This is a genomic window from Mucilaginibacter defluvii, from assembly GCF_039543225.1.
Taxonomy (GTDB): Bacteria; Bacteroidota; Bacteroidia; order Sphingobacteriales; family Sphingobacteriaceae; genus Mucilaginibacter; species Mucilaginibacter defluvii.
Window position 1 is genome coordinate 686422 of sequence record NZ_BAABJI010000004.1, and the last position, 21748, is coordinate 708169.

Here is a 21748-nt window from a genome sequence, read left to right on the forward strand (position 1 = left end):
GTAAGGAGCCATTCGATATTTATCCCGAATAAATTACTCTACCGTTACTGATTTTGCCAGGTTACGTGGCTGATCCACATTGCAGCCACGCATTACGGCGATGTGGTACGATAGCAATTGCAGGGGTATGGTTGCCACCAGCGGTACAAAGGCTTCACCGGTTTGCGGTATCTCAATTACGTAGTCGGCCATATCTTTAACGGTCGTGTCTCCCTCGCTTACAATGGCGATCACCCTGCCGCCGCGTGCTTTTACTTCCTGTATGTTGCTGATCACTTTCTCGTACGATGAATGCTTGGTGGCGATAAATACCACCGGCATTTCAGCATCTATGAGCGCGATTGGTCCGTGCTTCATTTCGGCCGCCGGATAACCCTCGGCATGGATGTAGGATATCTCCTTAAGTTTCAAGGCGCCCTCAAGCGCTACGGGGAATGAGCTGCCTCTGCCCAGGAAAAGACAGTTGCGGCTATCCTTAAATTTAGCGGCTATCTCCTTAATCTTGTCATTAGTTTTTAAAGCCTTTTCTATCAGCGTAGGTATAGCATCCAGTTCTGTCAGGTATTCTATCAGTTTGCTTTGGGTAATAGCGCCGCGCTGCTGCGCCATATAAAAGGCCATCAGCGTTAAAACTGTTACCTGTGAGGTAAACGCCTTGGTTGAGGCAACGCCGATTTCGGGACCGGCATGGGTATAAACACCTGCATGCGTAACACGCGGAATGGATGCGCCCACCACATTACATACGCCAAAAATTGTCGCACCTTTCTCTTTGGCCAGCTCAATAGCTGCCATAGTATCAGCCGTTTCGCCGGATTGCGATATGGCTATCACCAAGTCTTTTTCGGTGATAATAGGGTTGCGGTACCTGAATTCAGAAGCGTATTCCACCTCAACGGATATGCGCGCATACTCTTCAATTAAATACTCGCCAACTAAGCCGGCATGCCATGATGTACCGCAGGCGACTATAATAATACGGTCGAGGTTGCGGAGCTTATCGGCATACTCCTTAATGCCGCCCAGCTGAACATTGCCCTGCTGCGGATAAATACGGCCACGCAAACAATCGCGGATTGATCGTGGCTGTTCGTAAATTTCCTTCAGCATAAAATGATCGTAGCCGCCTTTTTCCAGCATTTCCAGCTTCAGGTCAAGCTCCTGTATATAGGGCGTTTGTACCGTATTGTCGATGTTTTTAATCAGCAGCTCTTCGCGGGTGATGTAAGCGATCTCGTTATCGTTCAGGTAAATTACATTTTTGGTGTACTCCACAATCGGCGTAGCATCCGAAGCGATAAAGTATTCGCCCTCGCCCACACCTATAACCATCGGGCTGCCCTTGCGCGCCGCAATGAGCAGGTTAGGGTCGTCCTCGCTCATAATAACAATAGCGTAAGCGCCTATCACTTTATTTAGTGCAATACGCACGGCTTCTTTCAGGTCTATTCCCGTAGCCGTGGCAATGTCTTCAACTAAATGAATTAATACTTCAGTATCTGTATCACTTTTAAACACATGGCCTTTGGCCAGTAGTGTTTCCTTAATGGTCGCATAATTCTCAATTATGCCATTGTGGATAATGGTCAGCTTGCGGTTGTTTGAGGCATGCGGATGCGAGTTACGGTCACTTGGCGCACCGTGCGTAGCCCAGCGGGTGTGGCCCATGCCTATGGTGCCCGCTACCGGAAGGTCTTTGGCAAATTCTTCGAGCGCGCTTACCTTGCCTGCTTTTTTGTATACCTTAATGCCATTATTATATATCGATATGCCCGCGCTGTCGTACCCGCGGTATTCCAGCCGGTGCAGCCCTTTTATTATTATTGAATAAGCCTCACGGTGACCGATGTATCCAACTATTCCGCACATTGTTTCAGGTTTTTTGTTTGTAGATTGATTGCTGCAAATGTAACGAGGTTTAGCGCAAACAAGTGTAAGGCTGCCAAATTAATTGTGCACTTTTGCGCAATCTATTTTTTAATAAAAAGGCATGATATTAATAACAGGTGCAACGGGTTTTTTGGGGGCTGAAGTAGCCATGCAATTGGTTAAGCAGGGTGAACGTGTGCGCTGCACAAAACGTAGATCATCCATAGTGCCCGAAATATTGAAGCCTTTTTCTGAAAATATTGAATGGGTTAACGCAGACATCCTGGATGTTTTCGCTTTGGAGGATGCTTTTGCAGGCGTGACTCAGGTATATCATGCCGCAGCCTGGGTATCGTTAAAACAAAAAGATAAAAACCCCATGATTGCCGCCAATGTTGCGGGTACAGCCAATATAGTGAACTTATGCCTTGATAATAATTGCAAGCTGGTGCACGTAAGCTCCATCGCGGCATTGGGTTTGGCAAAACCCGGCGAGGTTATTACGGAAGACACGCATTTAGATGTAAGCACCGAAACAGATGGCTACGCCATATCAAAGCTGGAAAGTGAGATGGAAGTTTGGCGGGGCATAGCCGAAGGTTTGGATGCTGTGATTGTAAATCCCTCGCTGATAATAGGTGTAAATGCAGGTGATGAAGGCACCGGGCAAATTTTTAATACTGTACGCAAAGGCCTGAAGTTTTATACCCGTGGCACCGCCGGGCTGGTTGATGTGCAGGATGTAGCCAAATGTATGGTCGCCCTGATGAACAGCAATATCACCGCCGAGCGCTTCATCATCAACGCTGAAAACCGTGCTTATAAACAACTGGTTGAGGAAATAGCTCAGAGTTACGGCATACCCGCCCCGGCCAAAGAAGCCAAGCCCTGGATGATGAACCTGGCCTGGCGCGGGGCAGCGTTAGTAGCGGCTATAACGGGTAAAGATCCTTTTCTGGATAAAATTGCCGCACAATCGGCGGTTACCACTAAGTATTTTGACAACTCCAAGATCAAAAAAGCGATCGGCATTGAGTTTAAGCCGGTGAGCGAGAGTATTAAGGAGATATGCTCGGTTGCTTACAAATAGTTTGTCATACGGGCTACCTGTATAGCGCAGGCGATAAACGCTGCACTGGCCGGTATATAAAATAGCAAGTCCTTCCGGTAAAGCAAGCTATGCAGTATTAAAGTTATCCCGCTACCTATTCCTACAGCGGAAGTTAAGAGGTCGCCATAAATTAATCCTTCACCCCACGCTATTTTTTCACCCCACTCCATATTGCTTAACCTGCTTATATATTCACGATGTGAATTGACTTGGTTAATGCAGTAAGCAAGATAACTTAACAGAAGTATGATGATTAATTTGTGTTTTAAAATGTACCGAGTAAATAAACCCACGTTGTAGTTTATATTTAATACCCGACTATCACTTAAAGTAACCCCGTCAGCATCGTTTTTTTGACAGACTATTTCTTTAGTCTAAAATATTTTCTATCAGGCATTTGCTAATAAAAAAAATTGACATACCTTTGCAGTCCTTAAAATAGGAATAAAACTGTAAAGAAACAAAGCAAGAAATGCCTACTATTCAGCAATTAGTTAGAAAAGGTAGAGTAGCTCTGGAAGACAAGAGTAAGTCGCCAGCGTTGGACAGCTGTCCACAGCGAAGAGGCGTGTGCACCCGTGTGTACACCACTACCCCTAAAAAACCAAACTCAGCAATGCGTAAAGTTGCCCGTGTGCGCCTTACTAACGGTAAAGAGGTTAACGCCTACATCCCGGGTGAAGGACACAACTTACAGGAGCACTCTATCGTGTTAATCCGTGGCGGTCGTGTTAAGGATTTACCTGGTGTACGTTACCACATCATCCGTGGTGCGTTAGATACTTCAGGTGTTGCCGGCCGTAACCAGCGCCGTTCAAAATATGGTACCAAGCGTCCTAAACCAGGTCAGGCAGCTGCCGCACCTGCAAAAGGTAAAAAGAAATAATAAGGAGGATAATAGAAAATGAGAAAGTCGAAACCAAAAAAGAGAATTATCCTTCCTGATCCAAGGTTCAATGATACCATGGTAACCAGATTTGTAAACAACATGATGTATGATGGTAAAAAATCTACCGCGTACTCAATTTTTTACAACGCTGTTGATATCGTTGAGAAAAAAACCAGCGAAAATGGTTTAGATACCTGGAAAAAAGCTTTAAATAATGTAATGCCAGCTGTTGAAGTTAAATCACGCCGTGTAGGTGGTGCTAACTTCCAGGTTCCTACTGAGGTTCGTCCGGAGCGTAAAATCGCTTTGGGTATGAAATGGCTGATTAGCTATGCTCGTAAACGTGGCGAAAAAACCATGATGGAGAAATTAGCCGGTGAGATCATCTCCGCTTCAAAAGGTGAAGGTGCTGCGGTTAAAAAGAAGGAAGATACGCACAAAATGGCTGAAGCCAACAAAGCGTTCTCACACTTCAGGTTCTAAACAAAAGGATTACACCGATTTAATATATGATTACACCGATTTTGTTAGGATTGTATTTTAATCTCAACAGGTCGGTGAAATCATTTTAAATCCGAGAAATCAAACAACAAAAGATGTCAAGAGATCTTAAATATACAAGAAACATTGGTATTGCCGCTCACATTGATGCCGGTAAAACCACCACTACCGAGCGTATACTTTATTACGCAGGTGTGAGCCACAAGATTGGTGAGGTGCACGAAGGTGCAGCTACGATGGACTGGATGGCACAAGAGCAGGAGCGTGGTATTACCATCACTTCGGCAGCTACTACCGTGTTCTGGAACTACCGCAACAATAAATACCAGGTAAACGTTATCGATACCCCTGGCCACGTGGATTTTACCGTAGAGGTAAACCGTTCATTACGTGTACTTGATGGTCTGGTATTCCTTTTCTCAGCAGTTGATGGTGTTGAGCCACAGTCAGAAACTAACTGGCGTTTGGCTAACAACTACAACGTACCGCGTATCGGTTTCGTTAACAAAATGGACCGTTCAGGTGCTGACTTTTTAAAAGTTGTTAAGCAGGTTAGAGATATGCTGGGCAGCCACGCTGTGCCGCTGCAAATCCCTATCGGTGCTGAAGATGGCTTTAAAGGTGTGGTTGATTTGATCAACTTCCGTGGTGTGGTTTGGAACGAGCACGATAAAGGTATGACCTTTACCGAGGTGCCGATCCCTGACGACCTGGTTGATGAAGCTAACGAGTGGAGAGAGAAATTACTTGAAGCTGTTGCTGAGTTTGATGACTCGTTGATGGAGAAATTCTTTGACGATCCGACCACCATTACTGAGCGTGAAGTACTTGACGCTTTACGTCAGGCTACCCTGGCCGGTAAGATCGTTCCGATGACTTGCGGTTCATCATTCAAAAACAAAGGTGTACAAACCATGCTTGATTATGTAATGGAGTTGTTGCCTTCGCCGCTTGACGTTGAAGCTATTACCGGTACAAACCCTGATACCGGCGAGGAAATTACCCGCCAGCCGGATATTAAAGAGCCTTTTTCAGCACTTGCATTTAAAATTGCTACCGACCCATTCGTAGGCCGTTTGTGCTTTATCCGCGTTTACTCAGGTAACCTGGAAGCGGGTTCATATGTATACAACATGCGTTCAGAGAATAAAGAGCGTATCTCCCGTATATTCCAGATGCACGCTAACAAGCAAAACCCGATCCCTAATGTAGGTGCCGGTGATATTGCTGCAGTAGTAGGCTTTAAGGATATTAAAACCGGTGATACCCTTTGCGACGAGAAACACCCTATCGTGTTAGAGTCAATGCAATTCCCTGAGCCGGTTATCGGTTTGGCTATTGAGCCTAAAACTCAGGCTGACGTTGATAAATTAGGTATCGCGCTTGGTAAATTAGCTGAAGAGGATCCAACCTTCCGGGTTCAAACAGATCAGGATACAGGTCAAACTGTAATTTCAGGTATGGGTGAGCTTCACTTGGATATCATCATGGACCGTTTGAAACGTGAGTTCAAGGTTGAGGTTAATCAGGGTGCACCACAGGTAGCTTACAAAGAGGCTATCACCGGTACTACCCAGCACCGCGAAACTTACAAGAAACAAACCGGTGGCCGTGGTAAATTTGCCGATATTCAGGTTGTTATCTCTCCGGCTGATGACGAGAAAGAAGGTTTACAGTTTGTGAACGAAATCGTAGGTGGTTCAATCCCTCGCGAGTTCATCCCATCTGTTGAGAAAGGCTTTAAATCAGCTATGGATAACGGTGTGCTTGCAGGCTTCCCGCTTACCGGCTTAAAAGTTCGTTTAATTGATGGTTCATTCCACGCGGTCGATTCGGATGCGTTATCTTTCGAGATTGCGGCCCGTTCAGCTTACCGTGCGGCATTGCCAAAATGTAAACCGGTATTGCTTGAGCCGATCATGAAAATCGAAATCCTTACCCCTGAAGAAAACATGGGTGACGTTATCGGTGACATGAACCGCCGTCGTGGTCAGCTGCAAGGTATGGATACCCGTAACGGTTCTCAGGTAATCAAAGCTATGGTACCACTTTCTGAGATGTTTGGTTACGTAACACAATTACGTACAATCACTTCAGGCCGCGCAACTTCAACCATGGAGTTTGATCACTACGAAGAAGCGCCACGTAACGTACAGGAAGAAGTTGTTGCTAAAAACAAAGGCCGCCAAAAAGGTGGTGACGACGAATAATTAGTCTGACGGATTGCACTGATCTGTTTGTGATTTTCACAGATAGATTAGTGCAATTAAAAATAAACAGGTCATTACCTAATAAATAGCTCTTAGGGATGATCAATCAATAAATCAGTGAGATCACTAAACAAATCAGTGAAATCACACATTAAATAACAAAATGAGCCAAAGAATCAGGATCAAATTAAAATCTTACGATTACAACCTGGTTGACAAGTCAGCCGAGAAGATCGTAAAAACAGTAAAGCCAACCGGCGCTGTAGTTAGCGGACCGCTGCCTTTACCAACCGAAAAGAAAATTTTCACTGTATTACGTTCACCACACGTAAACAAAAAGGCACGTGAGCAATTTCAACTTTGCTCATACAAGCGTTTATTAGACATCTACAGCTCAAACTCAAAAACTGTTGATGCTTTAATGAAGCTTGAATTGCCAAGCGGTGTTGAAGTAGAGATCAAAGTGTGATAGTACCGGAAGATCCGAAAATAACAAAACAGCCATTTGCCCAAAGCAAATGGCTGTTTTGTTTTAAGCCGTTATTTACCTGATGCAATGATCGTGATCCTGCCAGTAGATCAGCTCCAGGTATAAGCGCTTGTTTACTGCCAGCTCGGTTTTCTTCCTTTCCAATTGTTGCTCCAGTTCGGCGCCGGTAAGTGATGCGGGCAGCGTGATGTACGAAATTACATTGCCTGTTTGCAGGTTTATGAACTCGTAATGCTTTAATTCCTGTTTCATAATGCAAAAATTTAAAGTAAAACCAGGAAATATGTGAGGCAGCGTCGGCTATAATAGGTATGTAAATATAGCTAAAATAATACCAGATTGTTTCTTCGGAATTAATTTATTTTCTTTTAAACAATTCGCGAAAGCGCGCGGTTACCCTTAAAATAAATCATTATGGCAAAGCAACATCATAAAGAAGAGGAAAAAGAATTGCGTACTGAGGGCCCTATCAGTGAGAAGGACGAAGTAAAAGAGGCGGAATCCCGCACGGCGAAACAGCAACCTAAAAAGACGGATGAAAGCGTAGCCGCTGATCTGAAAAACCGGGAAAAGAAATAGCGGGGCTTTGGCCCGTTCACCTGCGATATTTGCCTATACCATTTTATTGCCTATCTGCCCATCAGTTCATCCAGCTTATTACGCTCGGTTTGCAGTTCGCGGGCAAGCTTTTTCTCTTTTTCGTTAGCCTTGGTTTTATAGGTCTGGAATTCTTCCGATAGCTCATTGTAAAGCTTAATGCGGTATTTGGCTTCCTGCCTGAAACGTGTGGTAGTAATAATAACTATGGCCAGCGTAATGCCAAAGCCTAACACCAGGCCCCACATCAATGTATTGTAGGCGGCTTTAGTAAGGCCGATACCGAGCAGGTTGATCTGGTCAACCCGTGAGTTTGCTGCTGATATGGTTTCATCTTTGGCAGTAACATCTGCGTTTAGTTTTTTAATTGTTGCCGCCTGGCTGTTTACCGTGGCCTGCGCTTTACGTAGTGCCGCACGCTCGGTTTTAATGGTATCCATTACGTTGCGGTAAAACGCGCCGATAACGGGTTGCTGATAGTTGTATGTTTTGGTAAGCAGGTAACGGTACTGGCCGCTCAGGCTACGATCGGTATTTTGAGGAGCCGCGGTTTGCGCGCGTGCTTGTGTAGGCGTTGCGGCTTTTTTAGTAGAGTCCTGCCCTTGGGCGAACGAAAAAAACGCTATAAAAATAATTATCGGGGTAAAAAATAATCTCTTCATAGGTATAGCTTTGATGTTTTACTTTAAACGACTTTAACCGGTAATTTGTTATTTACCCTCGCAGCCGCTTGCAATAAACGAAAATAATGTTTCATTCCAAAATATGCCTTGCATACTTATATTAGCAACATGTTAATAGGCATTATAGGTTTGGGCGATATGGGGCGTTTATACGCCAAGGCTTTTGCAAAGGCGGGTTACGAAGTGTTTGGCTGCGATATGCCCGAAAACAGGGAGAAGCTCGAAGCCGACCTTGCCCCTCACGGCGTAAAACTGCTGGAGAGCGGCAAAGAGATCGCCCACCGCTGCGACCTTATCATTTACTCGGTAGAGGCCGAGAAAGTAATGCAGGTAGTTGCCGAGTACGGACCGATCACTAAGTATGGCGCCATTGTAGCCGGGCAAACCTCAGTAAAGCACCCCGAAATAACCGCTTTTGAAAAGCACCTGCCTGCTGATGCCAACATCATAACCTTTCATGCCATGCACGGGCCGGGCTTTGCCCCCGAAGGCCAAAAGCTGATACTGATAAATCATCGTGCTGAGGCGGATGCTTATAAGCGCATGCTTGATCTGTTTACGGCCATCGGCTCAGATGTGGTGGAGTTAAAAGATTACCACGAGCACGACCGTATCGTGGCCGATACACAGGCCGTAACCCATGTAGGTTTTGAAAGTATGGGCACCGCATGGAGCAATGCCGGCTTTTTTCCCTGGGATAATGGCTCGTACCATGGCGGTATTGATAATGTGAAGATATTAACCACCCTGCGTATATTCAGTTACAAGGCGCACGTGTATGCCGGTTTGGCTATCATGAACCCATATGCGCGCCAGCAGGTAAAACGCTATGCGCAATCCGAGTCGGAGTTGTTTAAGCTTATGATTATGGAAGAGGAACAAAAGTTTCGCGACAGGCTGTACCGCGCGCGCGATTTTGTTTTCCACGAAAGCCGCAAGCCTATCATGTTCAACGATGCCGTAATGAAGGAGTTTTCGTTAGCCGATGGTCCTGCCCAGCGCAAGCCTAACTCGCACCTTAGTATTTTGAGTATGGTTGACGCCTGGTATCATTTGGGCGTTAGTCCGTACGATAACCTGATAGCTCAAACCCCACCGTTCCGTTTAAGGCTGGGCATTGCCGAATATCTTTTTAAGAATGAGGAACTGCTTGAAGAATCCATAAAAACCGCCCTGTACGATAAAACCATCCGTGGCGACGATCTGGAATTTCACTCCGCCGTGCGTGAGTGGTCGTCCATCATAGGCTATGGCGACATGGAAGGCTACAAAAAACACTTTAACCAGGTGCAGGCTTTTTTTAAGGACAGGCTTGATGAAGGCAACAAGCAAAGCGCCGAACTCATCAGACGGTTGACGATGGAGTAATAAAAATCAATAACCAAATCTTATTACAATATAATGAACAAGTTTTTTGTAAAGCTAAGGCATGTGTTTCTGCCTTTCTTACTCATCTCGGTAACTACTATATCTGCCTATGTCTTAGTGCATTGGCTTGTATTCATCAAGTTTGAGCTTTTTGAACTGGATGATCTGTGGCAGAACTTTATTATTCCTGGGGCGGTAGCGGTAATAATGGCATATATTTTTATACCCCCAATTATTAAACGATTAGATTTTACCGCCCGGAAAAACAAGTCAGGTGATCCGGTTAATGGCGCCATGATTTTTGTAATTATTTCAATATTACCTGCTTTATTTATTGCATTGAATTGTGTAGAAACTAAAACAGGTAAACTCACTACTCTTGAGCATATTGGTTCTATAAATAAACAATCGCTTACTAGGTATTACAAGTTAAAGGAGTTTTACCTTGATAAGCAGGCAGTGAGAATATATTCCGTATTCAAGACTTCAGGGAAATATGATCAGAATTTTGATATGACTATTTACTGTGCCGTGCCAATACGGGATTCTTTGGAAAGTCAACCGGCAAATAATGTAGGTCTTAATACCGGTCGGGGTAATTTCCGCATCGATATGAAAAAGGCGCTGATATTGGTGAATGGGAAGAAGTTTTCAAATGATAGTCTTAAATACATCGACCCTAATACAGTTACTGATGTGCAGGTTATTAATCCTAAAGCATCTGTTGCGCTTTATGGCAATGCGGCTAAATATGGGGTGGTACATGTAATTATAAAAGATAAGCCTATAGATAGTGGTTCGCTCGCTGTTGCTGAGAATCCAAATGCTTGGCTGGCTGTTTCTTACAAGAAAACTATCTCGAACGACCTGTCTCCACAGGAAAAGGAAACGGCCTATAATAATTTTGCTGCTGTATCTCAGTCAGAATTTAACAAGGTAGATCAGGGTACATTTATCTATCTCGAAAGGCTCCGTAAAAGTGACGACCTGTCAAACTTTCGTACCGCGATAAGCCAAAAGGATAAAAGTATTGTTGCAGATAAAACCATATTATTAAAACCTGCTTACGAACCGTTTGAATCGCGGGCAGGCAACAGCTTTAAGTGGATATTCGGCTCATTTGGTATCGGTGCATTTGTCTTTTTCATTTTCATTCAGTTTTTCCCGCTTCGCAAAAATCATCAGCGTAAGTTGAGCTCAAAGCGATTCAGATGGCTGTGGCTAAACGATGTTAAGACGATTTTATGGCCAAGAACAGGATATGTTGTAACGCCAATACTTATTGTATTAAATATAACGGTATTTTTTGCCATGGTAATCGCAGGTTTAGGTTTCATATCTTTCAGCTCAACCGATCTGCTGCTTTGGGGTGCCGATTATCGGCCTGCTGTTATGGATGGCGATTACTGGCGTTTGTTCACAGCTACGTTTCTGCATGGTGGAGTAATGCACCTGTTTTTAAATATGTATGGACTTATGTTTATAGGCGTTATGCTTGAACCGGTTATTGGCAGCCGAAAATTCGCACTGGCTTACCTTTTTGCTGGCCTTGCCGGCAGCGCGGCAAGTTTGTGGTGGCACCCTGCAACGGTTGGCGTAGGTGCTTCGGGTGCTATTTTTGGGATGTATGGCGTTTACCTGGCGTTGCTAACTACCAGCATGTACACGTCAGCGCAACGAAAAATATTGCTTACCAATATGGTTATTTTCATTGGCATTAACCTGCTTATGGGTATAAGAGGCGCAGTTGATAATGCCGCGCATATCGGGGGACTAGTAACAGGTATAATAGCCGGTTATGCTGTTTATCCCTTCATAAAACAGCGCATTGATAGTAGTAATAATGAGCAAGAATTATTGCATGAACCGGAAGAGAATGCCGTGTAACATTAACCCTCTATCTTCAACAAATAAGTAGCCTTTTTACCGGCAACCTTATGCTGGTCATCAAATTGCTCTTCGGCAATGAGGATGCTGTTTGACAAGAATTCTTTGCCAAGTACTTCTTCAGCCTGATCAATATTGTATTCTTTATCTTTTATTAGGAAGAAGAAACCATAGTCGGATTTGCGGAGTTCTTTCATGCTGACCATAGCTTTTCGCGTGGTAAAATCAATCGGTATCGTATATTGTACTCTTACAAGCTTTCCTTTTTGTATCCCGGGTTTCCATTTAGGCGAGTTAGTTAAAACCCTTACAGCCTCTGCCTCACAACCGGCACCAATGCAGCTTAAGGGTGTAGCTTCAACAATACTTCCATCTTTATCAACAATAAATTGCATCTTCAGCTTGCCGTTAATGCCTATAAGTTGAGCGACTTCAGGGTATTTTAAACTTTTCTCGATGTATTTGCAAAATGCTTCAATGCCTCCTTTAAACTGAGGTTGCATTTCGTCATCGTCTATTATCGGTATCGTTGTATCAGGAATTTGAGGGTTTTTTACCTCAATTATCTTCGATGAAGAAGATGTTGTATCTTGCTTTTCCTGCCCGTAAGCGACAATTGAAGTTATTGCAGTAATAATTAAAGTAAAAACAGGTTTCATTTAGGTTTGGTTTATCAGACTAATTTATACAATTATCAACTTGTCGTCAAGGCAATAGGTGTTTTGTTGAGGCTGATGACGTAACTGCATGACACCTAAATAAATATTTTAAAAATAACTTCGTAACTATTTGACAATTAAAGTAAAATTTCTAACTTTGCCGTCCCTTAAACGGGAATATTACGCCTTGAACGAAGCCCTACTGCTTCGATGGGCTTTAACAAATTAAAAGAAATGTCAGGAATTATTGGTAAAAAAGTAGGAATGACCAGCATTTTCGACGAGTCAGGGAAAAACATCCCATGTACTGTGATCGAGGCTGGCCCTTGCGTAGTTACGCAAGTGAAGTCTGTTGAAGCAGACGGGTATGCTGCTGTTCAGTTGGCATACGGCGAAAAAAAGGAAAAAAACACTACTGCTCCTTTAAAAGGCCATTTCCAAAAAGCCGGCACTGCGCCAAAAAGCAAGCTGGTTGAGTTCAAATCATTCGAGGATCAAAAATCATTAGGCGACACCGTTACTGTCGACATTTTTGAGATTGGTGATTTTGTGGACGTGGTTGGTACCTCAAAAGGTAAAGGTTTTCAGGGTGTTGTAAAGCGCCACGGGTTTGGCGGTGTGGGTATGCAAACTCACGGCCAGCACAACCGTTTACGTGCGCCGGGTTCATTAGGTGCGTCATCATGGCCATCACGCGTATTTAAAGGTATGCGCATGGCGGGACAAACCGGTAACGTTCGCGTTAAGGTTCAGAACCTGGAAGTAGTAAAGGTATTTGCTGAGCAAAACCTATTAGTTGTTAAAGGTTCCATCCCAGGAGCCAAGGGTTCATTCGTAATAGTGGATAAATAAGATGGAAGTGAATGTATTGAACATCTCAGGTAAAGAAACAGGTGCCAAGGTGCAGCTTCCTGAGTCCGTATTCGGTATTGAGCCAAACGACCATGCTATCTATCTTGACGTTAAGCAGTATTTAGCTAACCAACGCCAAGGTACTCACAAAGCAAAACAGCGTAATGAAATTGCAGGTTCAACCCGCAAGCTATACAAACAAAAAGGTACCGGTGGTGCCCGTGCTGGTAGCATCAAATCGCCATTGTTTAATGGTGGTGGCCGTGTATTTGGCCCGCAGCCGCGCGATTACAGCTTTAAGCTGAACAAAAAGCTTAAAGCACTGGCTCGTAAGTCAGCCCTGTCATACAAAGCTCAGGACAACAACATCGTTGTTTTAGAGGACTTTAACTTTGACAGTGTTAAAACCAAGAACTACGTAAAGCTGGTAGCCGATCTTAACGTGTCTGACGTTAAAACATTGCTGGTATTGCCTGCTGCAAATAACAATGTGTATTTATCAAGCAGAAACCTTAAAAAAGCAAAGGTTATCACTGCCGATCAGTTAAGCACTTATGACGTACTTAACGCCGGTAAACTTTTGTTAACTGCTGGTTCTGTTAAAACTTTGGAGGAAGCGTTAGCTAAGTAATTATGGAAATTTTAAAGAAGCCTATACTTACTGAAAAAGTAGCTCAATTAACTGAGAAGCTTAACCGTTATGCTTTCAAAGTTGATCACAGAGCCAACAAAATTCAGATTAAGGCAGCAATTGAGCAAATGTATGGTGTGAGCGTAACCGCGGTAAACACCATGAAATACGTTGGAAAACTGAAAACCCGCAACACAAAAGCTGGTGCCATCCAAGGCCGTGCAGCTACTTATAAAAAAGCGGTTATCACGTTGAAAGACGGTGAAGTAATAGATTTTTATAGCACAATATAAAAAACGGAAATGGCAGTAAAAAGATTTAAACCGGTTACTCCGGGTACCCGCTTCAGAGTAGGTGCTGATTACTCGGACGTTACAACCAACGTGCCTGAAAAGTCACTGGTTGTATCGCACAAGAAATCAGGCGGACGTAACAGTTCCGGTAAAATGACCATGCGTTATATCGGTGGGGGACATAAGAAATCATACCGATTGATCGACTTTAAACGTAACAAATTTGACATCCCCGCAAAGGTTGCGACTATTGAGTACGATCCAAACCGTTCAGCACGTATCGCTTTATTAGTATACGCTGACGGTGAAAAGAGATACATCATCGCTCCAGAAGGTTTAACCGTTGGTTTAACCGTAGTTTCTGGCCAGGCTGTAGCTCCTGAAGTTGGTAACACTTTACCATTAAAGAGCATCCCGCTGGGTTCGATCATCCATAACATCGAGCTTAACCCAGGCCAGGGTGGTACCATCGCCCGTTCGGCAGGTACTTACGCTCAACTTTCAGCACGTGATGGTAAATACGCCATTATCAAATTACCTTCAGGCGAAACCCGTATGATCCTGGCTACCTGCCTTGCAACTATCGGTACCGTTTCAAACTCTGAAAAGGCTAACGAAGTGTTAGGTAAAGCTGGTCGTAAACGTTGGTTAGGTCGCAGGCCTCGCGTTCGTGGTGTTGCCATGAACCCGGTTGATCACCCTATGGGTGGTGGTGAAGGCCGTGCATCAGGTGGTCACCCACGCTCACGCAAAGGCTTGTTAGCTAAAGGCTACAAAACCCGCGACAAAAAGAAAACATCGGATCGCTACATCATTGAAAGAAGGAAGAAATAATGGCACGTTCAATTAAAAAAGGACCTTATATTGATTTTAACCTGGAAAGAAAAGTTCTTGTCCTGAATGAATCAAATAAAAAATCAGTGGTAAAAACATGGTCACGCCGTTCCATGATCTCTCCTGATTTCGTTGGTCACACATTTGCAGTACACAACGGCAACAAGTTTATACCGGTGTACGTAACCGAAAACATGGTTGGTCACAAGCTGGGAGAGTTTGCTCCAACCCGTACATTCCGTGGTCACGCAGAAAAGAAAAAATAACAGGCAATGGAAGCAACAACAAAAATTAAAAGGTCTGTACTGATCAAGCAACAAAAAGAGGCCGCGAAGGCTCTAATAGGAGGTGCTTCTGTTGCTAAGTTACAAGACTGCCCAACTTCACCCCGCAAAATGCGTTTGGTGGTTGACTTAGTACGCGGTAAAAACGTATTCGAAGCTTTGAACATCTTAAAGTTCACAAATAAAGAAGCAGCTATTCGTGTTGAGAAATTACTGGTATCAGCAATTACTAACTGGGAAGCTAAAAACGAAGGCAAGAAAGCTGAAGAAGCCGGCCTGTTCGTTAAAGAGATCTCAGTAGGTGGTGGCCGCCAGTTAAAAAGATTGCGCCCTGCTCCGCAAGGAAGAGGTTACCGCATCCGTAAACGCTCAAACCACGTAACGCTTATTGTGGATAGTAAAAACGAAAACAATTAATTTGAAATGGGACAGAAAGCACATCCAATAGGTAACAGATTAGGAATCATCAGAGGTTGGGATTCTAACTGGTTCGGTGGCAACAACTACTCCGACAAATTAGTTGAGGACGAAAAAATCCGCAAATACTTATCAGCACGTATCAACAAAGGCGGTGTATCTAAAGTAGTTATTGAACGTACTTTAAAACGCATCACGGTTACTATACACACTGCCCGTCCGGGTATCGTTATCGGTAAAGGCGGTCAGGAAGTTGACAAGATCAAAGAAGAGTTGAAAAAACTTACTAAAAAAGAAGTTCAGATCAACATCTTCGAGATCAAACGCCCTGAACTTGATGCACAATTAGTTGCTGAAGGCATAGCAAAACAATTAGAAGCACGTATATCTTTCCGTCGTGCCATGAAAACCACCATCGCGTCAACCATGAGAATGGGTGCCGAAGGTATCAAGGTAATGACGTCTGGCCGTTTAGGCGGTGCCGAGATGGCGCGTACTGAACAGTATAAAGAAGGAAGAATTCCACTGCATACTTTTCGTGCCGATATTGACTACGCTTTAGGCGAAGCTTTAACTACTTATGGAAAAATAGGTGTTAAAGTTTGGATTTGCAAAGGCGAAGTTTACGGTAAACGCGATCTTTCTCCGAACATTGGCAGCAACAGCGGCCCAAGCGGTAAAGGTGGCCGTCCGGAAGGTGGCTCACAATTTGGTGACCGTAACCAACGTGGCGGTGAGCGCGGCGGCGAACGTCGTGACAGCCGTGGCGGTGGCAACCGCGGCCCAGGTGGTAACAACCGTGGCCCAGGTGGTAACAACAACCGTGGTGGCCAGGGTGGTTTTAACCGTGGCGGCGGCAATCGCCCGGGCGGACAAGGTCAAGGTAGAAGATAATTATTAACCAAGTCGAGACAGACATCGTTTAGATATAAAAGCTTAAAAAAATGCTACAGCCAAAAAGAACGAAGTTCAGAAAGATGCAAAAAGGCAGAATGAAAGGTTTAGCCACCCGTGGTGCTGAGCTTTCATTCGGATCTTTCGGTATAAAATCACTCGAGCCGGCCTGGATAACCAGCCGCCAGATCGAGGCAGCCCGTATCGCTGTAACACGTTTTATGAAACGTGAAGGCCAGGTATGGATCAGGATTTTCCCTGACAAGCCTGTAACTAAAAAGCCTGCAGAGGTACGTATGGGTAAAGGTAAAGGTGCCCCTGAATACTGGGTAGCGGTTGTACGCCCCGGCAGGATCATCTTTGAAGCAGAAGGTGTGCCTTTAGAAGTTGCTAAAGAAGCATTGCGCCTTGCAGCACAGAAATTACCTGTACAAACAAAATTCATAGTGCGTAGAGATTACGCCGAAGCATAAACGTGGTAGCTACAGGTGGTAAACAACGTAAATTGAATACCTGTAGTGTGGGATAAACATTGTAAGTTGAAAAGTTGTGAGTTACATATTGCTTGCAACTCACAACCTACAGCATACAACAAATTATAAAATGAAGAACTCAGAAATTTTAGAGCTTTCAACCGAGGAATTGGTTGCAAAGATCGGTGAGGAGAAAAACAGCCTTACTAAACTGAAATTTGCGCACGCGGTATCGGCTATTGAAAATCCAAGCCGTATAACAAAGGTACGTAAGGACATCGCTCGTTTGAATACCGAATTAACAAAACGTAAAGCAGCGGCGTCAGCTTCTGAAACGAATTAATTTTTAACGTCGGGAAAAAATGGAAAGAAATTTAAGAAAAACACGTACCGGTTTGGTAGTTAGCAATAAAATGGAGAAATCTATTGTAGTTGCCGTGGAGCGTAAAGTAAAGCACCCAATCTATGGTAAGTTCGTAAAAAAAACTACCAAGTTTATGGCTCATGATGAAGCAAATACCTGTGGTATTGGCGATACCGTATTAATTATGGAAACCCGCCCCCTGAGCAAAAATAAGAACTGGAGATTAGTTGAAATTTTAGAAAGGGCTAAATAACATGGTACAACAGGAATCAAGATTAAACGTAGCCGATAACAGCGGCGCTAAAGAAGTTTTAGTGATCCGCGTATTAGGTGGTACGGGTAAAAGATATGCCTCAATTGGTGACAAAATCGTTGTTACCGTTAAAAGCGCAATTCCGTCAGGAAACGTTAAAAAAGGCACCGTATCAAAAGCCGTAGTAGTAAGAACTAAAAAAGAGATCCGTCGTAAAGATGGTTCATATATCCGTTTCGACGATAACGCAGCCGTTTTGTTAAATAACCAGGACGAGCCAAGAGGTACCCGTATCTTTGGCCCGGTTGCCAGAGAACTGCGTGAGAAACAATTTATGAAAATTGTATCATTAGCACCGGAGGTATTGTAACATGGCACAGAAAGTAAAAGCGCAAACCGGCAAATTAAAGCTCCGCAAGGGCGACCTGGTTAAGGTTATTTCCGGAGATTCAAAAGGATCACAAGGTAAAATCGTTGAAATAATTACAGCAAAAAACAGGGCTGTGGTTGAAGGCGCCAACATGGTGTCAAAACACACTAAACCTAATGCTGCTAATCCAAACGGCGGTATCGTTAAACAAGAAGCGGCTATTCATATTTCGAACCTGGCGCTGGTTGACCCTAAAACAGGTAACACCACCCGCGTAGGCCGTAAGCTAAATGACGCCGGTAAACTGGTAAGGGTAGCAAAAAAATCAGGGGAGGAAATTAAGTAATGACTTACACACCGAGATTAAAATCGAAATATAAAGAGGAGATCCGCACTGCGCTGAAAGATAAATTTCAGTACAAAAGCGTGATGCAGGTTCCGAAACTGCAAAAAATTGCTATCAACCAGGGTGTTGGCGGTGCTACTACCGATAAAAAACTTATCGAGAATACCATCACTGAGCTAACTACCATTACCGGTCAGCAAGCAGTTGCTTCAAAATCAAAAAAGGATATCTCAAACTTCAAATTACGTAAAGGTATGCCGGTAGGTGTACGTGTTACTTTACGTGATAACACGATGTATGAATTCCTTGACCGTTTGATCGCTGTTGCCCTTCCGCGTATCCGCGATTTCAAAGGTATTAACGATAAAGGTTTTGACGGTAAAGGCAACTATACTTTAGGTATTACCGAGCAAATCATCTTCCCTGAAATCAATATTGACAAAATCAATAAAATTCAGGGTATGGATATTACCTTTGTAACTTCGGCCACTAACGATGTTGAGGCCCTGGAGTTGCTGAAACAATTTGGATTACCATTTAAAAATCAAAATAATGGCTAAAGAAGGTGTAAAGGCGCGTGAAGTTAAACGTGCTAAATTAGTAGCTAAATACGCTGAAAAAAGAGCTGCTTTGAAAGAAGCAGGTGATTGGATCGCTTTAGATAAATTACCTAAAGCATCATCACCGGTAAAGCTGCACAACCGTTGCAAATTAACCGGCCGCCCTCGTGGTTATATGCGCCAGTTCGGTATTTCGCGTGTAACATTTCGCGAGATGGCCTTAGCAGGCCAGATACCGGGTGTTAAAAAAGCAAGCTGGTAAAAATACAGTGAGTAGTGATTTGTGAATGGTGATTGGTTTAACTGATCACTAATCGCAAATCACTAATCTCATTTAAAAAGAATAAAAACTAACCGATGGAAGGTCGTTAGCCACGGTGGCTAAAGGAAACCACCATCATAAACAACAATAATGAATACAGATCCAATCGCAGATTATCTTACAAGAGTAAGGAATGCTATCAAAGCCAACCATAGGGTTGTTGAAATTCCTGCATCAAATCTGAAAAAGGAAATCACGAAAGTGCTTTTCGACAAAGGTTACATCGCTAATTACAAGTTTGAGGAAGTTGGTCCTCAGGGCACTATCAAAGTGGCTTTGAAATACCACCCGATCACTAAAATCCCTGCTATCCGCAGCATTCAGCGTATCAGTAAACCAGGTTTGAGAAAATACGCAGGTACTACTAACATGCCACGTGTATTAAATGGTTTAGGTATCGCAATTCTGTCAACCTCAAAAGGTGTAATGACAGATAAGGAAGCCCGTCAGCACAACGTTGGTGGCGAAGTTTTATGCTACGTTTATTAATAGGAGGAAATTAAGCAATGTCAAGAGTAGGAAAAGCACCTATAGCATTAGCCTCGGGCGTAACAGTAACCGTATCAGCTGATAACGTAGTTACCGTAAAAGGCCCTAAAGGTGAATTGCAGCAGGCAGTTGATAAAGATATCACTGTTGAGCAAGAAGACGGCCAGTTACTGGTTAAACGCCCGTCTGACCAAAAACGTCACAAAGCATTACACGGCTTATACCGTGCGCTTTTAAATAACATGGTTGTTGGTGTAACCACTGGTTACAAAGTTGAGCAGGAATTAGTGGGTGTAGGTTACCGCGCCACCAACACAGGTAATACTTTAGATTTAGTTTTGGGTTACTCTCACCACTATATTTTTGAGTTACCACAAGAAATTAAGGTTACAACCACCGCTGAAAAGGGTAAAAACCCTACCATCATCCTGGAATCAATTGATAAACAATTGATCGGTCAGGTTGCTGCAAAAATACGTTCGTTACGTGCACCGGAGCCTTACAAAGGTAAAGGTATCAAGTTTGTAGGCGAAGTATTACGTAGAAAAGCAGGTAAATCAGCATCTAAAAAATAATCGTCATGGCAGGTAAATTATCAAGAAGAGACAGAATAAAAAGAGGAATCAGAAACCGTATTTCAGGTTCTTCAGCGCGTCCGCGCTTGTCAGTGTACAGAAGCAATAAAGGTATTTACGCTCAGATCATTGACGATGTAACCGGTAAAACATTAGTATCAGCATCATCTTTATCTAAGGATTTTTCGGCTAATGGTTCAAAATCAGATCAATCTGTAGCTGTAGGCAAACTGGTAGCTGAGAAAGCTATTGCCGCCGGTATCAAAGATGTGGTGTTTGACAGGAATGGTTATTTGTACCATGGCCGTGTTAAATCACTGGCTGAAGGTGCACGTGAAGGTGGTTTAAACTTTTAATAGAAACGAGAGATGTCAACAATCAACATAAAAAGAGTAAAAACCAGCGAGATCGAATTAAAAGATCGCCTGGTAAGCATACAACGTGTGGCCAAAGTAACCAAAGGTGGCCGTACTTTCAGCTTCAGTGCCATTGTGGTAGTGGGCGATGAGAACGGTGTTGTAGGTTATGGCTTAGGTAAAGCAAAAGAGGTTACCGAGGCTATCGCCAAAGGCATTGATGATGCTAAAAAGAACCTGGTAAAGGTGCCTATCATTAATGGTACTGTGCCTCATGAGCAAATAGGTAAATTCTCTGGCGGTTTTGTTTTCATAAAACCAGCTGCTAACGGTACCGGTGTTATTGCCGGTGGTGCGATGCGTGCGGTATTAGAAAGCGCCGGTGTACACAACGTATTGGCAAAATCAAAAGGTTCATCAAACCCGCACAACGTGGTTAAGGCAACCGTATCAGCTTTAGCGCAACTGCGCGATGCTTATACAGTAGCTCAGCACCGTGGTGTTAACTTAGGTAAAGTATTTAACGGATAATCATCATGGCAAAAATCAAAATAACTCAGATTAAGAGCGTGATCGATAGAACTGAGCGCCAAAAAAGGACCATTGCAGCATTGGGCCTAAAAAAAATTAACCATAGCGTTGAGGTTGAAGCTACTCCGGCTATCATCGGTATGGTGCGAAAAGTTAATCATTTGGTAGCAATAGAAAGCATTTAATATCATGAATTTAAATAATCTTAAACCTGCTGAAGGTTCTACCAAAAGCAGAAAGAGAATAGGCAGAGGTACCGGTTCAGGCCGTGGTGGTACTTCAACCCGTGGCCATAAAGGCGCCGGTTCACGCTCTGGTACCAGCACTAAAGTTGGTTTTGAAGGTGGCCAGATGCCGTTACAGCGCCGCGTACCAAAGGTAGGTTTTAAAAACCCTAACCGTGTTGAATACGTAAGCATTAACCTTGATGCATTGCAGGGTTTAACCGAAAAGTATTCAATTTCAACTATTGATTTTGATACTTTGAAAGAGCATGGTTTAGTTTCAAAAAATGACCTGGTAAAAATTCTTGGTCGTGGTGAGATAAAAGCCAAAGTAGAAGTTAAAGCGCATGCATTTTCTGCCTCTGCCCAGAAAGCAATCGAAGCAGCAGGCGGTACAATCGTTAAGTTGTAAATTT

33 protein-coding genes are annotated in these 21748 nt (G+C 43.6%); 28 read left to right on the plus strand and 5 right to left on the minus strand.

Going from position 1 to position 21748, the window contains the following annotated elements:
* Positions 1-33: 33 nt before the first annotated feature.
* Entirely contained in the window at positions 34-1869 is a 1836-nt protein-coding gene (gene glmS, locus ABD960_RS20060; RefSeq protein ID WP_345334144.1) for a glutamine--fructose-6-phosphate transaminase (isomerizing), read from the minus strand.
* A gap of 121 nt (positions 1870-1990) precedes the next feature.
* Here glmS and ABD960_RS20065 point away from each other — a divergent pair, with 121 nt between their 5' ends.
* Complete coding sequence (locus ABD960_RS20065) at positions 1991-2959, plus strand: NAD-dependent epimerase/dehydratase family protein (RefSeq protein ID WP_345334146.1); 969 nt, start codon at positions 1991-1993, stop codon at positions 2957-2959.
* Here the strand turns inward: ABD960_RS20065 and ABD960_RS20070 are convergent.
* On the minus strand, positions 2950-3150 hold the full coding sequence (locus tag ABD960_RS20070) for a hypothetical protein (RefSeq protein ID WP_345334148.1): 201 nt from the start codon (positions 3148-3150) through the stop codon (positions 2950-2952). The two genes, ABD960_RS20065 and ABD960_RS20070, sit on opposite strands and share 10 nt — an antisense overlap.
* A gap of 302 nt (positions 3151-3452) precedes the next feature.
* Here ABD960_RS20070 and rpsL point away from each other — a divergent pair, with 302 nt between their 5' ends.
* The 4 genes from rpsL to rpsJ all read left to right on the plus strand — a co-directional run bounded on the left by rpsL (position 3453) and on the right by rpsJ (position 7049).
* Positions 3453-3866, plus strand: coding sequence for a 30S ribosomal protein S12 (rpsL, locus tag ABD960_RS20075; protein ID WP_079717716.1), 414 nt, complete (start codon positions 3453-3455; stop codon positions 3864-3866).
* 18 nt (positions 3867-3884) lie between these two features.
* Complete coding sequence (gene rpsG, locus ABD960_RS20080; RefSeq protein WP_232177707.1) at positions 3885-4352, plus strand: 30S ribosomal protein S7; 468 nt, start codon at positions 3885-3887, stop codon at positions 4350-4352.
* 113 nt (positions 4353-4465) lie between these two features.
* Positions 4466-6580: an elongation factor G gene (fusA, locus tag ABD960_RS20085; protein WP_345334156.1), complete on the plus strand. Its 2115-nt coding sequence runs from the start codon at positions 4466-4468 to the stop codon at positions 6578-6580.
* Between the two features lie 163 nt (positions 6581-6743).
* Positions 6744-7049 (plus strand): 30S ribosomal protein S10, encoded by a 306-nt coding sequence (gene rpsJ, locus ABD960_RS20090; RefSeq protein ID WP_022830652.1) that lies wholly within the window; start codon positions 6744-6746, stop codon positions 7047-7049.
* Between the two features lie 75 nt (positions 7050-7124).
* Here the strand turns inward: rpsJ and ABD960_RS20095 are convergent, their stop codons facing one another.
* Complete coding sequence (locus ABD960_RS20095; protein ID WP_345334158.1) at positions 7125-7322, minus strand: hypothetical protein; 198 nt, start codon at positions 7320-7322, stop codon at positions 7125-7127.
* Between the two features lie 162 nt (positions 7323-7484).
* On the opposite strand from ABD960_RS20095, the gene ABD960_RS20100 reads away from it, so the two are divergent.
* Positions 7485-7649, plus strand: a complete 165-nt coding sequence (locus ABD960_RS20100) for a hypothetical protein (RefSeq protein ID WP_345334160.1) — start codon at positions 7485-7487, stop codon at positions 7647-7649.
* A gap of 50 nt (positions 7650-7699) precedes the next feature.
* Here ABD960_RS20100 and ABD960_RS20105 read toward each other — a convergent pair whose 3' ends face one another.
* Complete coding sequence (locus ABD960_RS20105) at positions 7700-8329, minus strand: hypothetical protein (protein WP_345334162.1); 630 nt, start codon at positions 8327-8329, stop codon at positions 7700-7702.
* A gap of 129 nt (positions 8330-8458) precedes the next feature.
* On the opposite strand from ABD960_RS20105, the gene ABD960_RS20110 reads away from it, so the two are divergent.
* Positions 8459-9718 (plus strand): prephenate dehydrogenase/arogenate dehydrogenase family protein, encoded by a 1260-nt coding sequence (locus tag ABD960_RS20110; protein ID WP_486348237.1) that lies wholly within the window; start codon positions 8459-8461, stop codon positions 9716-9718.
* Between the two features lie 33 nt (positions 9719-9751).
* Positions 9752-11605, plus strand: a complete 1854-nt coding sequence (locus ABD960_RS20115) for a rhomboid family intramembrane serine protease (protein ID WP_345334166.1) — start codon at positions 9752-9754, stop codon at positions 11603-11605.
* A 2-nt stretch (positions 11606-11607) separates the two neighbouring features.
* On the opposite strand, the gene ABD960_RS20120 is transcribed toward ABD960_RS20115, so the two are convergent.
* Positions 11608-12264 (minus strand): energy transducer TonB, encoded by a 657-nt coding sequence (locus tag ABD960_RS20120; protein WP_345334168.1) that lies wholly within the window; start codon positions 12262-12264, stop codon positions 11608-11610.
* Between the two features lie 234 nt (positions 12265-12498).
* Here ABD960_RS20120 and rplC point away from each other — a divergent pair, with 234 nt between their 5' ends.
* From rplC to rplO, 20 genes are all read left to right on the plus strand, one after another.
* Positions 12499-13116 carry a 50S ribosomal protein L3 gene (gene rplC, locus ABD960_RS20125; RefSeq protein ID WP_232177699.1) on the plus strand — a complete coding sequence of 206 codons (618 nt, stop codon included), beginning with the start codon at positions 12499-12501 and terminating at the stop codon, positions 13114-13116.
* 1 nt (position 13117) lies between these two features.
* Positions 13118-13747 carry a 50S ribosomal protein L4 gene (rplD, locus tag ABD960_RS20130; protein WP_345334171.1) on the plus strand — a complete coding sequence of 210 codons (630 nt, stop codon included), beginning with the start codon at positions 13118-13120 and terminating at the stop codon, positions 13745-13747.
* A 2-nt stretch (positions 13748-13749) separates the two neighbouring features.
* Complete coding sequence (gene rplW / locus ABD960_RS20135) at positions 13750-14040, plus strand: 50S ribosomal protein L23 (RefSeq protein WP_232177697.1); 291 nt, start codon at positions 13750-13752, stop codon at positions 14038-14040.
* 9 nt (positions 14041-14049) lie between these two features.
* The gene (gene rplB / locus ABD960_RS20140; protein WP_345334173.1) at positions 14050-14874 is read left to right on the plus strand and encodes a 50S ribosomal protein L2; all 825 of its coding nucleotides are present in this window, start codon (positions 14050-14052) and stop codon (positions 14872-14874) included.
* Positions 14874-15140 (plus strand): 30S ribosomal protein S19, encoded by a 267-nt coding sequence (gene rpsS, locus ABD960_RS20145; RefSeq protein WP_166586580.1) that lies wholly within the window; start codon positions 14874-14876, stop codon positions 15138-15140. Before rplB ends, rpsS begins: the two co-directional genes overlap by 1 nt.
* A gap of 6 nt (positions 15141-15146) precedes the next feature.
* Positions 15147-15575: a 50S ribosomal protein L22 gene (rplV, locus tag ABD960_RS20150; RefSeq protein ID WP_345334178.1), complete on the plus strand. Its 429-nt coding sequence runs from the start codon at positions 15147-15149 to the stop codon at positions 15573-15575.
* Positions 15576-15581: 6 nt separating this feature from the next.
* Positions 15582-16469: a 30S ribosomal protein S3 gene (gene rpsC / locus ABD960_RS20155; RefSeq protein ID WP_345334180.1), complete on the plus strand. Its 888-nt coding sequence runs from the start codon at positions 15582-15584 to the stop codon at positions 16467-16469.
* Between the two features lie 50 nt (positions 16470-16519).
* On the plus strand, positions 16520-16942 hold the full coding sequence (gene rplP / locus ABD960_RS20160; protein ID WP_127704048.1) for a 50S ribosomal protein L16: 423 nt from the start codon (positions 16520-16522) through the stop codon (positions 16940-16942).
* A gap of 130 nt (positions 16943-17072) precedes the next feature.
* A complete protein-coding gene (rpmC, locus tag ABD960_RS20165) occupies positions 17073-17285 on the plus strand; it encodes a 50S ribosomal protein L29 (RefSeq protein WP_345334185.1) in 213 nt (70 codons plus the stop codon).
* 19 nt (positions 17286-17304) lie between these two features.
* A complete protein-coding gene (gene rpsQ, locus ABD960_RS20170; RefSeq protein WP_232177693.1) occupies positions 17305-17559 on the plus strand; it encodes a 30S ribosomal protein S17 in 255 nt (84 codons plus the stop codon).
* A 1-nt stretch (position 17560) separates the two neighbouring features.
* Positions 17561-17929 (plus strand): 50S ribosomal protein L14, encoded by a 369-nt coding sequence (rplN, locus tag ABD960_RS20175; protein ID WP_067059744.1) that lies wholly within the window; start codon positions 17561-17563, stop codon positions 17927-17929.
* Position 17930: 1 nt separating this feature from the next.
* Positions 17931-18275 (plus strand): 50S ribosomal protein L24, encoded by a 345-nt coding sequence (gene rplX / locus ABD960_RS20180; RefSeq protein WP_232177692.1) that lies wholly within the window; start codon positions 17931-17933, stop codon positions 18273-18275.
* Complete coding sequence (rplE, locus tag ABD960_RS20185; protein ID WP_345334189.1) at positions 18275-18835, plus strand: 50S ribosomal protein L5; 561 nt, start codon at positions 18275-18277, stop codon at positions 18833-18835. The genes rplX and rplE overlap by 1 nt, the downstream gene beginning before the upstream one ends.
* Entirely contained in the window at positions 18828-19097 is a 270-nt protein-coding gene (gene rpsN, locus ABD960_RS20190) for a 30S ribosomal protein S14 (RefSeq protein ID WP_127704053.1), read from the plus strand. Before rplE ends, rpsN begins: the two co-directional genes overlap by 8 nt.
* 150 nt (positions 19098-19247) lie before the next feature.
* Positions 19248-19646: a 30S ribosomal protein S8 gene (gene rpsH, locus ABD960_RS20195; protein WP_262909275.1), complete on the plus strand. Its 399-nt coding sequence runs from the start codon at positions 19248-19250 to the stop codon at positions 19644-19646.
* 17 nt (positions 19647-19663) lie between these two features.
* Positions 19664-20221, plus strand: coding sequence for a 50S ribosomal protein L6 (gene rplF / locus ABD960_RS20200; RefSeq protein ID WP_232177689.1), 558 nt, complete (start codon positions 19664-19666; stop codon positions 20219-20221).
* Between the two features lie 5 nt (positions 20222-20226).
* Positions 20227-20577 (plus strand): 50S ribosomal protein L18, encoded by a 351-nt coding sequence (gene rplR, locus ABD960_RS20205; protein ID WP_232177688.1) that lies wholly within the window; start codon positions 20227-20229, stop codon positions 20575-20577.
* A gap of 12 nt (positions 20578-20589) precedes the next feature.
* Positions 20590-21108 carry a 30S ribosomal protein S5 gene (gene rpsE, locus ABD960_RS20210; RefSeq protein ID WP_194101685.1) on the plus strand — a complete coding sequence of 173 codons (519 nt, stop codon included), beginning with the start codon at positions 20590-20592 and terminating at the stop codon, positions 21106-21108.
* A 5-nt stretch (positions 21109-21113) separates the two neighbouring features.
* A complete protein-coding gene (gene rpmD / locus ABD960_RS20215) occupies positions 21114-21293 on the plus strand; it encodes a 50S ribosomal protein L30 (RefSeq protein WP_232177687.1) in 180 nt (59 codons plus the stop codon).
* 4 nt (positions 21294-21297) lie between these two features.
* On the plus strand, positions 21298-21744 hold the full coding sequence (gene rplO, locus ABD960_RS20220; RefSeq protein WP_232177686.1) for a 50S ribosomal protein L15: 447 nt from the start codon (positions 21298-21300) through the stop codon (positions 21742-21744).
* The last annotated feature ends 4 nt before the right edge of the window (positions 21745-21748 follow it).

Excerpts from the sequence above, each read along its gene's own strand:
- fusA (WP_345334156.1), top strand. The coding sequence starts at position 4,466 with ATGTCAAGAGATCTTAAATATACAAGAAACATTGGTATTGCCGCTCAC.
- rplN (WP_067059744.1), top strand. The coding sequence starts at position 17,561 with ATGGTACAACAGGAATCAAGATTAAACGTAGCCGATAACAGCGGCGCT.
- rpsG (WP_232177707.1), top strand. The coding sequence starts at position 3,885 with ATGAGAAAGTCGAAACCAAAAAAGAGAATTATCCTTCCTGATCCAAGG.
- ABD960_RS20100 (WP_345334160.1), top strand. The coding sequence starts at position 7,485 with ATGGCAAAGCAACATCATAAAGAAGAGGAAAAAGAATTGCGTACTGAG.
- rplR (WP_232177688.1), top strand. The coding sequence starts at position 20,227 with ATGGCAGGTAAATTATCAAGAAGAGACAGAATAAAAAGAGGAATCAGA.
- ABD960_RS20065 (WP_345334146.1), top strand. The coding sequence starts at position 1,991 with ATGATATTAATAACAGGTGCAACGGGTTTTTTGGGGGCTGAAGTAGCC.
- rpsS (WP_166586580.1), top strand. The coding sequence starts at position 14,874 with ATGGCACGTTCAATTAAAAAAGGACCTTATATTGATTTTAACCTGGAA.
- rplE (WP_345334189.1), top strand. The coding sequence starts at position 18,275 with ATGACTTACACACCGAGATTAAAATCGAAATATAAAGAGGAGATCCGC.
- ABD960_RS20115 (WP_345334166.1), top strand. The coding sequence starts at position 9,752 with ATGAACAAGTTTTTTGTAAAGCTAAGGCATGTGTTTCTGCCTTTCTTA.
- rplD (WP_345334171.1), top strand. The coding sequence starts at position 13,118 with ATGGAAGTGAATGTATTGAACATCTCAGGTAAAGAAACAGGTGCCAAG.
- rpmD (WP_232177687.1), top strand. The coding sequence starts at position 21,114 with ATGGCAAAAATCAAAATAACTCAGATTAAGAGCGTGATCGATAGAACT.
- rpsL (WP_079717716.1), top strand. The coding sequence starts at position 3,453 with ATGCCTACTATTCAGCAATTAGTTAGAAAAGGTAGAGTAGCTCTGGAA.
- ABD960_RS20095 (WP_345334158.1), bottom strand. The coding sequence starts at position 7,322 with ATGAAACAGGAATTAAAGCATTACGAGTTCATAAACCTGCAAACAGGC.
- rpsE (WP_194101685.1), top strand. The coding sequence starts at position 20,590 with ATGTCAACAATCAACATAAAAAGAGTAAAAACCAGCGAGATCGAATTA.
- rplF (WP_232177689.1), top strand. The coding sequence starts at position 19,664 with ATGTCAAGAGTAGGAAAAGCACCTATAGCATTAGCCTCGGGCGTAACA.
- rplV (WP_345334178.1), top strand. The coding sequence starts at position 15,147 with ATGGAAGCAACAACAAAAATTAAAAGGTCTGTACTGATCAAGCAACAA.
- glmS (WP_345334144.1), bottom strand. The coding sequence starts at position 1,869 with ATGTGCGGAATAGTTGGATACATCGGTCACCGTGAGGCTTATTCAATA.
- ABD960_RS20105 (WP_345334162.1), bottom strand. The coding sequence starts at position 8,329 with ATGAAGAGATTATTTTTTACCCCGATAATTATTTTTATAGCGTTTTTT.
- rpsQ (WP_232177693.1), top strand. The coding sequence starts at position 17,305 with ATGGAAAGAAATTTAAGAAAAACACGTACCGGTTTGGTAGTTAGCAAT.
- ABD960_RS20070 (WP_345334148.1), bottom strand. The coding sequence starts at position 3,150 with ATGGAGTGGGGTGAAAAAATAGCGTGGGGTGAAGGATTAATTTATGGC.
- rplB (WP_345334173.1), top strand. The coding sequence starts at position 14,050 with ATGGCAGTAAAAAGATTTAAACCGGTTACTCCGGGTACCCGCTTCAGA.
- ABD960_RS20120 (WP_345334168.1), bottom strand. The coding sequence starts at position 12,264 with ATGAAACCTGTTTTTACTTTAATTATTACTGCAATAACTTCAATTGTC.
- rplW (WP_232177697.1), top strand. The coding sequence starts at position 13,750 with ATGGAAATTTTAAAGAAGCCTATACTTACTGAAAAAGTAGCTCAATTA.
- ABD960_RS20110 (WP_486348237.1), top strand. The coding sequence starts at position 8,459 with ATGTTAATAGGCATTATAGGTTTGGGCGATATGGGGCGTTTATACGCC.
- rpsH (WP_262909275.1), top strand. The coding sequence starts at position 19,248 with ATGAATACAGATCCAATCGCAGATTATCTTACAAGAGTAAGGAATGCT.
- rplX (WP_232177692.1), top strand. The coding sequence starts at position 17,931 with ATGGCACAGAAAGTAAAAGCGCAAACCGGCAAATTAAAGCTCCGCAAG.
- rplC (WP_232177699.1), top strand. The coding sequence starts at position 12,499 with ATGTCAGGAATTATTGGTAAAAAAGTAGGAATGACCAGCATTTTCGAC.
- rpsN (WP_127704053.1), top strand. The coding sequence starts at position 18,828 with ATGGCTAAAGAAGGTGTAAAGGCGCGTGAAGTTAAACGTGCTAAATTA.
- rplO (WP_232177686.1), top strand. The coding sequence starts at position 21,298 with ATGAATTTAAATAATCTTAAACCTGCTGAAGGTTCTACCAAAAGCAGA.
- rpsC (WP_345334180.1), top strand. The coding sequence starts at position 15,582 with ATGGGACAGAAAGCACATCCAATAGGTAACAGATTAGGAATCATCAGA.
- rplP (WP_127704048.1), top strand. The coding sequence starts at position 16,520 with ATGCTACAGCCAAAAAGAACGAAGTTCAGAAAGATGCAAAAAGGCAGA.
- rpsJ (WP_022830652.1), top strand. The coding sequence starts at position 6,744 with ATGAGCCAAAGAATCAGGATCAAATTAAAATCTTACGATTACAACCTG.
- rpmC (WP_345334185.1), top strand. The coding sequence starts at position 17,073 with ATGAAGAACTCAGAAATTTTAGAGCTTTCAACCGAGGAATTGGTTGCA.